At 69.0% G+C, this 12,739-nt stretch carries 14 protein-coding genes; 5 read left to right on the top strand and 9 right to left on the bottom strand.

Annotated elements, in window-relative coordinates:
* Window positions 1-49: 49 nt before the first annotated feature.
* The 9 genes from VGW35_01285 to VGW35_01245 form a co-directional block, all read right to left on the bottom strand.
* Entirely contained in the window at window positions 50-1,648 is a 1,599-nt protein-coding gene (locus tag VGW35_01285; GenBank protein HEV8306272.1) for a hypothetical protein, read from the bottom strand.
* A gap of 36 nt (window positions 1,649-1,684) precedes the next feature.
* The gene (locus VGW35_01280) at window positions 1,685-1,954 is read right to left on the bottom strand and encodes a hypothetical protein (protein ID HEV8306271.1); all 270 of its coding nucleotides are present in this window, start codon (window positions 1,952-1,954) and stop codon (window positions 1,685-1,687) included.
* A gap of 307 nt (window positions 1,955-2,261) precedes the next feature.
* Window positions 2,262-3,314, bottom strand: coding sequence for a hypothetical protein (locus VGW35_01275; protein HEV8306270.1), 1,053 nt, complete (start codon window positions 3,312-3,314; stop codon window positions 2,262-2,264).
* The gene (locus VGW35_01270) at window positions 3,314-3,502 is read right to left on the bottom strand and encodes a hypothetical protein (protein HEV8306269.1); all 189 of its coding nucleotides are present in this window, start codon (window positions 3,500-3,502) and stop codon (window positions 3,314-3,316) included. The genes VGW35_01275 and VGW35_01270 overlap by 1 nt, the downstream gene beginning before the upstream one ends.
* Window positions 3,503-3,524: 22 nt before the next feature.
* Window positions 3,525-4,400: a BTAD domain-containing putative transcriptional regulator gene (locus VGW35_01265; GenBank protein HEV8306268.1), complete on the bottom strand. Its 876-nt coding sequence runs from the start codon at window positions 4,398-4,400 to the stop codon at window positions 3,525-3,527.
* Entirely contained in the window at window positions 4,370-4,729 is a 360-nt protein-coding gene (locus tag VGW35_01260; GenBank protein HEV8306267.1) for a hypothetical protein, read from the bottom strand. Before VGW35_01260 ends, VGW35_01265 begins: the two co-directional genes overlap by 31 nt.
* 53 nt (window positions 4,730-4,782) lie before the next feature.
* Complete coding sequence (locus tag VGW35_01255; protein HEV8306266.1) at window positions 4,783-6,663, bottom strand: hypothetical protein; 1,881 nt, start codon at window positions 6,661-6,663, stop codon at window positions 4,783-4,785.
* A 24-nt stretch (window positions 6,664-6,687) separates the two neighbouring features.
* Window positions 6,688-8,424 (bottom strand): NAD+ synthase, encoded by a 1,737-nt coding sequence (locus VGW35_01250; GenBank protein ID HEV8306265.1) that lies wholly within the window; start codon window positions 8,422-8,424, stop codon window positions 6,688-6,690.
* A gap of 137 nt (window positions 8,425-8,561) precedes the next feature.
* Window positions 8,562-9,638 carry a P63C domain-containing protein gene (locus tag VGW35_01245; GenBank protein ID HEV8306264.1) on the bottom strand — a complete coding sequence of 359 codons (1,077 nt, stop codon included), beginning with the start codon at window positions 9,636-9,638 and terminating at the stop codon, window positions 8,562-8,564.
* Window positions 9,639-9,750: 112 nt separating this feature from the next.
* Here VGW35_01245 and VGW35_01240 point away from each other — a divergent pair, with 112 nt between their 5' ends.
* The 5 genes from VGW35_01240 to VGW35_01220 all read left to right on the top strand — a co-directional run.
* Complete coding sequence (locus tag VGW35_01240; GenBank protein ID HEV8306263.1) at window positions 9,751-10,710, top strand: IS1 family transposase; 960 nt, start codon at window positions 9,751-9,753, stop codon at window positions 10,708-10,710.
* On the top strand, window positions 10,707-11,528 hold the full coding sequence (locus VGW35_01235; GenBank protein HEV8306262.1) for a site-specific DNA-methyltransferase: 822 nt from the start codon (window positions 10,707-10,709) through the stop codon (window positions 11,526-11,528). The genes VGW35_01240 and VGW35_01235 overlap by 4 nt, the downstream gene beginning before the upstream one ends.
* 5 nt (window positions 11,529-11,533) lie before the next feature.
* On the top strand, window positions 11,534-12,106 hold the full coding sequence (locus VGW35_01230; GenBank protein HEV8306261.1) for a hypothetical protein: 573 nt from the start codon (window positions 11,534-11,536) through the stop codon (window positions 12,104-12,106).
* Window positions 12,107-12,172: 66 nt separating this feature from the next.
* On the top strand, window positions 12,173-12,385 hold the full coding sequence (locus tag VGW35_01225) for a hypothetical protein (GenBank protein HEV8306260.1): 213 nt from the start codon (window positions 12,173-12,175) through the stop codon (window positions 12,383-12,385).
* Between the two features lie 241 nt (window positions 12,386-12,626).
* Window positions 12,627-12,739, top strand: a 113-nt coding sequence (locus tag VGW35_01220) for a pyridoxal 5'-phosphate synthase lyase subunit PdxS (protein HEV8306259.1), incomplete at its 3' end; no start/stop codon positions are given.

The raw sequence follows: 12,739 nt of genomic DNA, 5'->3' as shown, positions 1-12,739 counted from the left end.
ACCGAGGGGGGGCCTCGGGGGGGTCTTCCGAGACCCCCCCGAAAATGACCTAGGGAGCGACCTGGAGGACGCGGGTCTGCCAGCGGCAGTGGCCGCCGATGGCGGTGGCGCGCTCGCCGGCGAGCCAGAAGCTCGTCATGTCGGACGGGTCGGTCTGCGCGCCCACGTAATCTCCCGTCCGGCCGGCCGGATTGTCGACCGCTTGATAGGCACAGCTTCCGGGGTTCAGCCAGACCACAGGCCCGAATCCCCCCTCGGTCTTCACGCTGGCCCCGGTGCTCAGGAACATGCTCTCGCCGCTGGCGTTGAAGACCACCGCCGTAGCACCGAGCGCGTTCATGGCGAGGCCGGGATTGAAGTAGTACGTCCCCGCGCCCCCGCCGAGGGTCTCCTGCTCCCTGATGGCCGCGGTGAGTCTTCCGGTGGCGGCACTCACGCGGAACCCGACGTAGCGGACGCAAGACTCGGCCGTGCCGCACGCGGTCGCGTGCACGCCCGCGATCAGGTCGCCGACGCCGGCCGCCTGGAGGAGGTGGGCATCGCCGGTGTCGAGCCGCAGGGAACTGGCGGGCTGGCGGGCCTCGGGCGGCGCGTCGTACGCGTAGGCGCCCTCCAGGACGAGGGGGCCGTCGAGAGCGGGCGGGGCGAGGTTCCGCACCCGCCACACCAGGTACCGCCTGGAGGCGCCGAACTGTGAGCCGAGCAGGTAGACGGGGTTCGCGGCGCCGGGACCGGAGGACGGGCCGGTATAGTGCTGCACCGGCTGCAGGGTGTAGAACGAGCCGTCACCGGGCGACCGGGCGGGAAGGAACGTCACCGGCGTCGGCAGCGGCGGGCAACGGGTGGCGTTGTTGGAGAGGGCCAGCTTGTTGAGGACCCGCACCGTGGCGAAGGTGAAGTGGTCGTCGTGGAACGTGAACTGGTTGGTCGTGATCACCAGCTTGTCCACCCCCATGCCCATGTTCGGGAAATCCGCCCAGCTCGACAGCGGGGACCCGGGGTGCAGCGTCCCGGGGATCCCGTAGCGGCACCAACCGTCGGTCAGGTTCACCGGATCGGGGCTCTTGGAGACGGCCAGCCAGATCCGAGAGATTTCCGCGCCCTCGTCGAGCTGGACGGTGACCGCGTAGACCCGCCGGTTCGCCGCGTTTCGGTCGAAGTAGAGCCTCGGGTTGAAGAGGAGTCCCTCGGTGGGGGACGCGCCGAAGAAGCCGTTGAGGCTCCTCGTGTGGATCACCTGACCGGTGGGATCGAAGAGACGGATCGCCCGGTGGGTCGCTTCCAGGACCCGGTTCGGACTCTTGGCGACCGTGGTGTCGGGTGGCATGTAGTTGCCGGACTGAGGCTGATCCAGACCGGGGAAGAGGCGAGCCAGGCGAGCCCGGGGCCTGCTGTGACCGGACCATGGCAGGACCGTCACCTCCTGCGAGGCGACGTCGAGGGCCACGGCCCGAGCCTTGACGGCCCGGTAGCCGAGACCGCCGATGGGTCCGAGGCGACCCAGCGCGGCGGCGCCCCGGCTCGGCACGATGACCGCCGGCGCCTCGGCCGGCCCCTGCGCCACGACCAGCGTCGCGAGCGCCGCCAGGCCGAGCAGGCCGAGGACGAGTGCCGCGACGCTTCTCAGACGGATCCGCAACTGCGCCATGCTCCCTCCAATCACATCGCGCGAGCGCGCTTGATGCTAGGCCGCGAGATCGCGGGGCGGTGCCGTCCGGCTCGGTCGAGCCGTGACCGTCGCCGGAGCGGCCACCGGAAGCGGCGCGACGCGAGCGCCCGCGTGGGATCCCTCGGACCCGACCTCCCGAATGCGAAGGTCGCGCCACACGGCGATCCCGACGACCCCCGTGGCTCCGGCGAAGAGGACCGTGACCCCTTCCGCGCCCAGGCCCTCCGGCCAGCCGATCACGGCCCACCACTGGAAGAGCGTCCAGGCGACCGTCCAGGCGCCCACTCGCCGGAGGGCCCGGCCGATCGCCCACCCGCGATGGTCCCGCCTTCCGACCAGGGGATGCTCCGGGCTGGACAATGCCAAAGTTGCCGGTGCCAGGGGAATTCGTGCCGAACCGGCACGGGATGGGCACCCGGCCGCCCCGACGCGCGGCGCGCGGGACAGACCGAGTCGAGCGATGAATGCCAGGTGTCGCACTCCAAGTCTCCGGGACTCCACGGTGCAAAAGAGGCGCCGATGCAGAAACGGCAGGTCCCGAGGACGCGTCGAGCCGATCGGCCTGGCAGCCGAGGCCCTCGAGCGAGGGTCCTCAGCGCACGGTCAGGCGGACGCGCTCCGAGCCGTGAAGGATGGAAGAGAGGGGCGCCGCGGCACTCGCCGGGGCCGACAGATCCATGAAGGGATTGTCGACTCGAAGAACGAGCAGCTCGTGGAGGCCGCGCGCGGCCGGGGCGGTCAGGGCACCCGCCACCGTGGCCCTCGACCACGGCGCCAGCTCGCCGTAGAAGACCCGATGCTCGGTCGCCAGAGGCACCTGCTCGTAATCGAGCAGGGCCACCAAGGCGAAGGTGGTCGCCGTCGCCGAAGGGTTGTTGAGCGTGACACGGTACGAGACCGCGGCGCCGGGTGCGGCCGCCTCCTCACGCCAGGGCGCGTCGAGGACGTCATCGGCCTCGCCGCGGGTCAGGCCGTAGATCCAGAGCCCTTCCCTGGCCCAGCGATCGGGCGCCCCGAAGCGCGCGAGCGTCACGGCCGGCCGCGGCGCGCTCGCTTCCCCCACCACCACGGTGATCCGGTGGAAGCTCAGCGGCGGGCGGGTACCCGAAGAGAAGCCGGGCGCGGCCGCCGGACCATCGGGCTCGAAGAACGTGAGGAAGACGACGTCGTGGACGCCCGGCGGCAGCTCGGCGATGGCGACGTCGAGACTCGCCTCGGTCCTGGCCGGCAGCACGGCGCGATGCACCGTCGCCGGACTGCCGGCCAGCCAGGGACGCTGCGCGTAGTCCACGAGGCAGAGGCTGGCTGCGCGCATCGGCGCGGGCTCGTAGTTCCCGACGATGGCGCGAGCCCGGAAGGGCCGGCCGGCCGTGGTGCGGAAGACCTGGGGCGTGTCGGTGCGGTGCGGCGAGTCGAGCCAGAAGATGAAGCCGTCGCCATGCTCGCGCGCCATCTGCCGGAGGTAGGCCAGCTCGCGACGTAGCGACTCGGGGGTTTCCCACGCGGTCGGCGGGGTCTCGCCGGAAGGCGCGGTCGCCGCCGGCGGCGCCGGCACGACTCCGGCCCTCGACGGAACCGCCAGACCCGGTGGGCCGCAGGCCGCCAGCGCGAGCGCCGAGACCGCGATCGCGGTCCGTGCTCGCACTAGTAGAGGATCTGCTTGAAGCTGGTCCGATTGTAGCCGCCGCTGCCCGTCCGGAAGAGGTGGAACGTCTGGGACCCCCAGTACGTCCCGAGAGGCGCGTAGATCCGCCATTCACTGGTCGCGGAGACGAAAGTCTTGTAGTAGACAGTGCGCCAGTAGCTGAGGTTGCAGCTCCAGACCCGGGTCACCCGGTTCCAGATGCAGAGCCGGTTATACGCGCTCAGGCTGTAGATCGCCCGGTCCGTGGCGCTGTAGCCGGAGCCCCGGACGGGATAGCCCCGAACTGCCGCGATCGAGCTCCCGTAGTACAAGGTCAGGCTGATAGAACTCCTCGGCCAGCTCGTCCACCTCGAGGCCCTTCTCGTACCACTCGATCGCCGGACGCCACTCCCCGGCATCCTCCGAGTGGCGGCCGAGTCGCCCGACGCCCCGGAGGAACCTCCGCCGCAGGCGCTCGCGGGCCGCGACGGCCCACGCGGGACTGTCGGGCCCGAGGAAGGGGCCCCGATAGAGCGCGAGGGCGCGCTCGCCGAGGGTCCGGGCGCGCGCGGCGTTGCCCGCCTTCTCGGCGTCCGCCTGGTCCAGCAGGGCCTCGAACGCCCAGACGTCGACCCAGCAGCGGCGGGAGTCGAGGCTCACGCGTCCTTCGCGCAGGGCGACGGTGTCGTCCTGCCCGACCAGGCGCCGGAGGCGGTGCAGAGTCGTCGCGAACGCCTGGTGGGCGGCGTCCCCCTCGGCATCGGGCCACAGGGCCTCGGCGAGTTGCGGCTCGTGGACCCCCCGACCTCCGAAGGCCACGATCGCCTCGAGCATCGCCATGGGCTTGCGCTGAGCCTTGCCGGTGAACTCGACCGGACGGCCATCCTTCTCGAGACGGAATCCGCCCAGCGTGTGGACGCGAAGCGGCCACGGCCACTCCGGAACGTCGAGGGGCGGCTGGTCGGGGACGAGCCGGCGCCGACGCACGAGCTCCCGGACGTACTCCGGCTCGATTCCGGCCGCCAGAGCACGCGCGCACAGCTCGGCCATCATCCCCGGGCGCCACCAGGCGGTGGTCACGTAGCCCCCGTCGCGACCCAGCGCCATCGCCCGGGCCAGCGCCGCGAGTCCTTCGTCGTCTCGGCCCCGCGCGCTTCGACCAGAGCGCACATGTACTCGAGCAGGCGGCTTCCCATCGCGCGGCCGATGCGTCGAGCGCCTTCGAGGTGCTCGGCGGCCGCGGCGTCTTCCCCCGACTCGTGGAGGACCTGAGCCAGGGCCAGATGGTTCAGCGCCAGGGGAAACGGCACCCCCGATTGGATCGGGAACGCAGCCTCCACGCACTCCCGGGCGCGGAGGAGATCCCCTTGCAGAACGGCGACCCACCCGGAGAGATAGTGGTAGTGGGAGACGTCGAGGGCGCGCCCGCCGTCCATCACCGCCGCCTTCCGCTGGAGGAAGGCCTGCGCCGCCGGGACGTCGCCCGCCGTCAGGGCCGCGTAGGCTCCCTGGGCGAGGAGCTCGGAGTCCCAGAGATGGACCCCCCGGTGACCTCGGCGGTCTCCAGACCGGCCGCGGCCGCCCGCAGCGACTCCTCGGGGAATCCGGCCTGCCACCCGTGATAGGCCTCCACCAGAGCCCACGTCAGGCGGACCAGGGGGGTGGCGTCGCGCGAGCGGGCCAGCGGCCGGAGCGACTCGATGACGAGAGCCGCCCTGGCGAGGTTGCCGATCCACAGGTGATAGGTCGCCAGCATGAACCCGGTCAGCATCCGGCGGTTGACGTCGGGGCTGGCCCGCGAGAGGGCGAACGCGCGGTCGGCCCAGCGCGCGATCTCGGGGTGGTCCGGCTGACGAAACGCCAGCGCGCCGAACATCGTCGAGGCCACGCGCGTCTCGAGCGCCGGGGACGGGAAGGACGGGTACTCGCGGCACAGCTCGTCGAGCAGGCGGATCCAGGTGTCGAGGCGCGTGAAGTCGCCCCACTCGTAGAGGATGGTCCCCACCGCTCCGCACCAGGCCGAGAAGGCGCCGTCGGCGTTCCCGTCACGGCGGAAGAGCTGGAACGCGCGCTCCAGAGGCGAACGGCCTCGCGCGGGGTCGAATGGCATGCGGCAGGTGCCCAGCCAGTACTGCACCCAGGCGTCCGCCCCCGCCAGGTCCGGCGGCAAGCCGGCGATCCACTCCTCGAGCGTCACGCTGCGCCCCTGGGCCAGGAGGGCGGGCGCCTCTCGGGTGATCACCCGGGCCAGGCCTTCCCAGTCACCCGCCTCGCGCAAGAGTCCCACGGCGTGCTCCACCTGTCCGGCCCGCGCCGACAGGGTGGCCGCCCGGCGCTGCACGCCGGCCAGCTCGTCGGCCGAGAGGGTCTGGATGGCGCGGCTCCGAAGGAAGAGCCGGAACAGCGCGTGGTACTGAAAGACCGGCTCGGGCTGAGCCCGGCGCTCGGTGAAGTAGCTCCGCCGGCAGAGATCGGCGAGGATGCGCTCGGCCCGGTCCAGGCCCGTCAGCTCGGCCGCCATGCGCCCTGTCATGCTCGGCAAGAACGCGGTCTCCAGCAGGAAGCGCTGCGTCTCCGGATCCGCCTTCCGAAAGACTTGGCCCGCGAAGTAGTCGAAGACCGCCTCCGGCCCGTGGCTGCCCGGTGCGCGTGGCGCCGCGGACCCGGCCTCGCGTCCCGCCAGCATGAGAACCAGGCCGGCCGCCCAGCCCTCGGTCGTGGCATGCAACGCCCGGACGGTGGCGTCCGGCAGGTGGCCCTCCTCGCGCTGGCGCGCAATGCCTCGGGCTTCTTCCAGAGTCAGGCGGAGGGCGCCCCACCCCACGACTTCGAGGGCGTCGCTCGCGCGCAGCCGAGCGAGGGCCGGCGGGGGCTCGCTGCGGCTCAGCACCAGGACACGCCCGCCCGGCGGGAGCTCGCCGAGCCCGTCGTGGACGATGTCGTGGAACAGCGCGTCGGCCGGGACCTCGTGATAGTTGTCGAGCACGAGGACGAAGGGGCTCCGGAGGCCCGCGTAGAGCGCCCGGAAGTACTCGCGCGCGAACAGGGAGAGCCGGAGCCAGCGCTCGGGCGTCAGCGGCGGGAGCCGGAGGCGCCGCGAGGATTGTCGGCCGGCCGCCAGCCCCAGGTAATGGTAGAAGGTCGCGACGTCGCCGTCACCCTCGTCGAGCTGGTACCACAGGCTCCGGAGGCGGCGGGCCGCGAGATAGCCCGTGACCAGGCTGGTCTTGCCCGCACCCGGGGGACCGGTCACCCAGACGACCGGCCGCCGACGGGCGCGATCGAGCAGCCGGAACAGGCGGGGACGCGGGAGGATGCCGGCCGGATTCGGACGGGTTGTCTTCGCCGGGGAGGGCACCCGGCCGGGCACGTGGCTTCCCGGCGGCGCGCGCGGTCAGGGATGCCGGAAGCGGTTCACGATGGGCAGGCGCCAGTCGCGGCCGAAGGCCCGCGGGGTGATCTTGATTCCGGGTGGGGCCTGCCGCCGCTTGTACTCGTTTCGGTCCACCATCGTGACGACCTTGCGCACCGTGGCCTCGTCCAAGCCGAGCGCGACGATCTCGGCGAGCGAGCGGTCCTCCTCGACGTAGGCCTCGAGGATGCGGTCCAGGACCTCGTAAGGCGGCAAGGTGTCCTGATCGGTCTGGTTCGGGCGCAGCTCGGCCGACGGGGCCCGCGTGAGCACGCTCTCCGGGATCACGGGCTGCCCGTCGCGCCCGTTGCGGTACCGGGCCAGCGCGTAGACCGTCGTCTTCGGCACGTCCTTGATGACGGCGAAGCCCCCGGCCATGTCACCGTAGGTCGTGCAGTACCCGACGCCCATCTCGCTCTTGTTCCCGGTAGTGAGGACGAGCCAGCCGAACTTGTTGGACAGCGCCATGAGGAGCGTGCCCCGAACGCGCGCCTGGATGTTTTCCTCGGCCACGTCCTCCTTCAGGCCCTTGAACGGGGGCGCCAGGACCCGCCGGAACGCGCGGAAGGCCGGCGTGATGGGGAGCGTCAGGAACTCGATGCCGAGGTTCCGCGCCACCCGCCGGGCGTCCGCCCGGGTGCCGGCCGAGGAGAACGGCGAGGGCATGGACGCGCCGACCACGCTGTCGCACCCCAGCGCGTCGACCGCGATGGCGGCCGTCAGCGCCGAGTCGATGCCGCCCGACAGCCCGATCACCACGCGCCGGAAGCCATTCTTCCGGACGTAGTCCCGGGTGCCGAGGACGAGCGCCGCATAGATCTCGGCCACCGGACCGAGAAAGGCGTCCGCCCGCGGCGGGAGCGCGGGCCACGGCCGCGCCGGCAGAGCCGGCAAGACGATCCGCCGGACGGGCGCGGTCGCGCCGAGCTTCTCCTTCCGTCGCCGCGAGTCGTGCAGGCGGGCCCGGAACACCGCCTCCAGGTCGAGGTCGGCCACGATCAGGTCTTCCTCGAAAGGGCGCCCGAGCGCCAGCCGTTCCCCCAGCTCGTTGAAGATCATCGACTGGCCGTCGAACACCAGCTCGTCCTGGCCCCCGACGAGGTTGGCGTAGGCCAGACAGGCGACGTGGTCGGCGGCGCGCGTGGCCAGCATCTTTTCGCGGGCGTGCACCTTGCCCGCGTGGTACGGCGACGAGGTGATGGTCACGATCAGCTCGGCGCCGGCAAGCGTCTGGGCGGTGGCCGGCCCGGTGGGATACCAGATGTCCTCGCAGATGTTGACCGCGACGACGGTGCTCCCGGCGGGCCCATCCCGCTCGAAGACCGGGGTCTCGGTCCCGGCCTGGAAGTACCGGTTCTCGTCGAAGACGCCGTAGTTCGGGAGGTACTGCTTGTGATAGACCCCGGCCAGGACCCCATCGTGGATGACGGCCGCCGAGTTCATGATGTCGTCGCGTCGGTCCACGAATCCGACCACCACGGTGAGCCCGTCGCTGGCGCGCACGACGTCGTCCAGCGCCCGGAGGTTCGCCTCGATGAAGGCCGGCTTGAAGAGGAGGTCCTCGGGCGGGTAGCCGGTGAGCGCCAGCTCGGGAAACGCGACCAGGTCGGCCCCGATCGCCCGCGCCCGGTCGATCCCGTCCAGGACACGACGGGTATTGCCCTCGAGGTCGCCGACCGTCGCGTTGATCTGGCCGAGAGCGATCCGGAGCCGCCGCACGCCGTATCCTCCGCCGGCAGTATACACCCGGGGACCGGCGGACCCACCCACCGGCCAGGCCACGCCGGGTAGTGTCCTAATTTGGCTGGCTCCTTGGCGGCGGCCTGGCACGGTCGGGCCGCCACCCCGACATGGGCCTAGCTGACCTCCTCCTCAGATTCCGGCAACTCCAGTTGCTCCCCCTGCCCGGGTTTCGGAAACGCTCGGGCAAACAGCTTCATGAATTCGTGCTTGCTTGTGGAGGCTCGCATAAGGGTCATGACGGAAGCCACCTGATTGTTAAGGTGCGGATGCCCAATATCCTCGGTCAAGAATTGGTGATGCTTGTGGCGGCGCCATCCGCTCGGCAATTGCGGGTTCCGAACCTCTAGCTCCTGAATGACGCCGCGCGGGAGCTGATCGTAGACGAGCTGTCGGATCAGCTTCCCTACAATTCTCGGACCGCGAGTATGCCCCTCTCGAAACTGCCAGCCGTGTAGCCGGTAAATCTCCTTGAAAAAGTCATCTGGAAATCGCTGAGTCCACGGCAGAAGCGCCTTGGAGATGTACGCCTCCAAGATGCGCATTAGCTCGTCCTTGGCCCGTTCCGCTTGATAACCCGTGGCTTCGTCTACGAGAGCAATGATCCCGACGTGCGCAAAGCCACGAAGCAGCAACTCCGCAATCTCCACGAGCCGGAGTTGATTGGAGCGCAGGGCACCGGCCTTATGGGCGTCCAAGATGACACCGCAGATTCGGGGCAGGAGGGTTGCTTCATAGCCATAGCCCACTCGGCCCCCCCGCCAAGGCTTGTACCGAACCGGAGAGATGAGGAGGGCGAGTAAGTCGCCGGGAATAAAGGGCTGGAGGTTCTTTGCGGCCAAAAAAGGTGGCAGTTGAGGAAGGACCTCGGTTTGCTCTCCGGGCGGTTGATTCCGCCCGACCTTTCGGCTACCTAGGGCACGCGATACTCCGCCGGCCGAGAGTACCCGGAGGCCATTGTCCAGCACGGAGCAGGGGATTTGGCGATCTCCAATGCGGAGGATGCCGGGATGGGTCTCGCGGGGCATAGCGAGTGCCACGGACTGATCGCGTTCCCCTGACCATCTCTTTTCCGCAGCCATCCTGGCGATATCCGATCGTTCCTCAGCAGTGAGGGCGGCGGCCCTAGCCTTCCCTCCTTTCGCGGCGCCGAGGGCCGAGAGTGCCTGGGCGTGCTTATTCATCTGCTCCATGAGCCACCTCCTACCGCCCATCATACTTGCTCTTGCACGGAATGTCAATGCCTGCTCGGGCACACAAGAAATAGCGCTTGACTTCCTACTCGGGCAAGCATAGGATAGGGGCATGGGCAAGCAAAACCCCCGAGCCGCTAGAACGACCCGGGGGCTGGCGTCCCACCCCAACAGCCCGAAGGCCGCTAGGTGCGGTTGGTCGCCACGCCTAGTCTACGACCTTCCGGGCAGAAACGGAAGGCCCACCGTGTATGTGCTTGCGCCCGAAAAGAAGCTTGCCGTCATCGCCACCCTTGTTGAAGGGAACAGCATCCGGAGCACGGAGCGCTTGACCGGCGTCCATCGCGACACCATCATGCGGTTGCTCGTTCGGACCGGCGAGCGGTGCCAGGCAATCCTGGCCGAGACGATGCGTGATCTTCGGTGCCGGAGCCTGCAAGTCGACGAGCTGTGGACCTTCGTCCAGAAGAAGCAGGCGCGGCTCTCGTTCGAGGATCGGCTCCGGCTCGACGTGGGGGATCAATACGCCTTCGTCGCCATCGACGCTGAGACTAAGCTGATCCCGCACTTCGACGTCGGCAAGCGGAACATGGTCACGGCCTATCGCTTCATGGACGCGCTCAAGGCCCGGCTGGCGGAGTCCTTTCGTTTTCAGTTGACGACCGATGGCTTCGTGCCCTATATCGGAGCTGTTGAACATGCTTGGGGGGCCGACGCGCCGGACTTCGGCCAGCTTGTGAAGCTCTACGGCGCCTCTCTCCCTGGTCCCGCCCGGTACTCGCCGCCCAAGATTCTGGAGGCGGTCCCAACCGTGATCCACGGGACGCCCGACCCGGCCCTGATCTCTACCAGCTTCATCGAGCGACAGAATCTCACGGTCCGAATGGCCTGCCGACGCTTCACGCGGCTGACCAATGGCTTCAGCAAGAAGCTAGAGAACCTGAAGGCCGCGTTGGCGGTTCACTTCGCGTGGTACAACCTGGTCCGGATTCACCGGAGCCTGCGAATCACGCCGGCGATGGCGGCCGGAGCCTCGGATCGCGTGTGGGAGCTGGCGGAGCTGGTCGCATGATCGGCGCGCCGGCCCTCACGACGCGGTACGGCCTGCTTTATCAGGCCGACTGTATGGACCTCTTCGCGGCGCTCAAGGATGAGTCCGTGCAGTGCGTCTTTGCCGATCCGCCGTTCAATCTCGGCAAAGACTATGGGAACGGCACCGGCAAGGATGACCTCGCGCAAACGGACTACCTCAAGTGGTCGTTTGCCTGGGTCGATGAGAGTGTGCGCGTCGTCAAGCCGGGCGGCGCGGTATTCATCTACATCCTGCCGCAGTGGGGCTACCATTTGGCCTCGCATCTCGAAGAGCGGGGAATGCTCTTCCGGCACTGGATCGCGTTGTCGATGAAGGGGACGTTCCCCCGTGGGCGGAAGCTCTATCCCGCTCACTATGCGCTGCTCTACTTCACCAAGGGGCAGCCGGCGACGTTCAACCGCGTCCGTCTTCCGATCCCGACGTGTCGCCACTGCGGCAAGGACATCAAGGACTACGGTGGCCACCGGAAGTATCTGAACCCGCTTGGGCTCAACCTCACGGATTTCTGGGACGACACCGCGCCGGCACGTCACCGGAAATTCAAGACCCGATGGCACGTCAACGAGCTAAAGCCGATGATCGCCAGCCGGTGCTTCCAGATCGCCACCAATCCGCGGGAAATCATCCTAGACCCATTCGGGGGCGGCGGGTCAAGCTATGAAGCGGCCGAGGCGCTCAAGCGCTACTGGATCGGCTCGGAGATCACGGACTGCGCGCCAGTCGCTCAGCGACTTACGGAGCGTTTCGGCTCGGTAGTATCGACTCCAGCCAAGAGGCTGTCGGCCATCTTCCGCTAGGGTCCGTGCCGAAGATCACCGACGAGGTTCCATTTGGCGGGGCCGTCGAGAAGATCGCCCGGCTTGGCCTGGCGCCGGTCTATCGCGAAGTCCAAGAGATTCTCAAGGGGTTCGCCCTGCTCGTCAAGGAAAGGAAGAACGCGAACGGTGGGAAGGCAGTCCGCGTGCTGCTCGACGCCCGATTTGAGGCGCGTCGGAAGACGGGTTGGAAGAAACGCCAGACTGGGGCCGTGGACTGGACGAAGTGTCGCGTTGTCAACGGGACGGAGGTATGTCTTGGCGTAGAAGTCCAAATGTCTGCCCGTAGCGATCTCATCATCATTGATCTGATCCACTTGAGGCTGGCTCTGACGAGCGGCGGCATCGACGTCGGCATCCTGGTAGTGCCGAGCGATAAGCTCGGGCCATTCCTGACCGACCGTGGGCCGAGGCTCGCCGACGCACGGCGAATGATCCGGGAGGCCCGGGTAGAGGATTTGCCCATCATCCTGATCGGAATCGAACACGATGGCCCCGGCCCGGCCCTGCCGAAGCAGCCCAAGAAGGCGTCCGGGACCTACCCGACCACCCCGGAGTGAAATTAGGACACTACCCCACGCCGCCCGCCCTTGACTGGCGGGCGGGCCGGGGCAATCATAGGCGCGATGCCCGCGACACCCGACGTCCCGACCGAGCGTCGCACCTACTATCCGCCCCCCTCGCCCGACCCTGCCGAGGCGCGGCAGTGCCCGGTCTGTGGCCGCCAGACGCTGACCCGGTGGTACCTCCGGCGGGACCGCGAGCGCCGGGTGTGGCGGCGGTGGGTCTGCCTCGCCTGCCAGGCGCACCAGGACGTGCCCGAGGACGAGTCCGCCTGAGGGCACTCCCCCGGATCGTTGCGGCGGCAAAGCCGCCGCTCGAAGCGGACCATCCGGTCGGGGGGCGGTCAAGTCTCAGCGCAAGGGCCACACCCCGCGCTCTTTCTCACGCGCTCTGAGCCGCACGCTCACCCCGGTGGGTGGATTGGCCTGCACCGGGGCGTGCCAATTGGATCTTTACATCCTTCATATATGATGATCCAATTGAGCCAATCGAGAGAACGCCCGGAGGAGGTTCGCGATGGAGCTCGGGACGCTGCGGCTCAAGGTCGGGTTCGCGGAGATGCTGAAGGGCGGCGTCATCATGGACGTGACGACCGCCGAGCAGGCCAAGATCGCCGAGGACGCCGGCGC

The sequence above is a fragment of the Candidatus Methylomirabilota bacterium genome (assembly GCA_036005065.1).
In the GTDB taxonomy this organism is placed as follows: domain Bacteria; phylum Methylomirabilota; class Methylomirabilia; order Rokubacteriales; family DASRDR01; genus DASYQW01.
The sequence above is the reverse complement of the archived record's forward strand: the minus strand, read 5'-3'. Positions and strand labels throughout refer to the sequence as shown.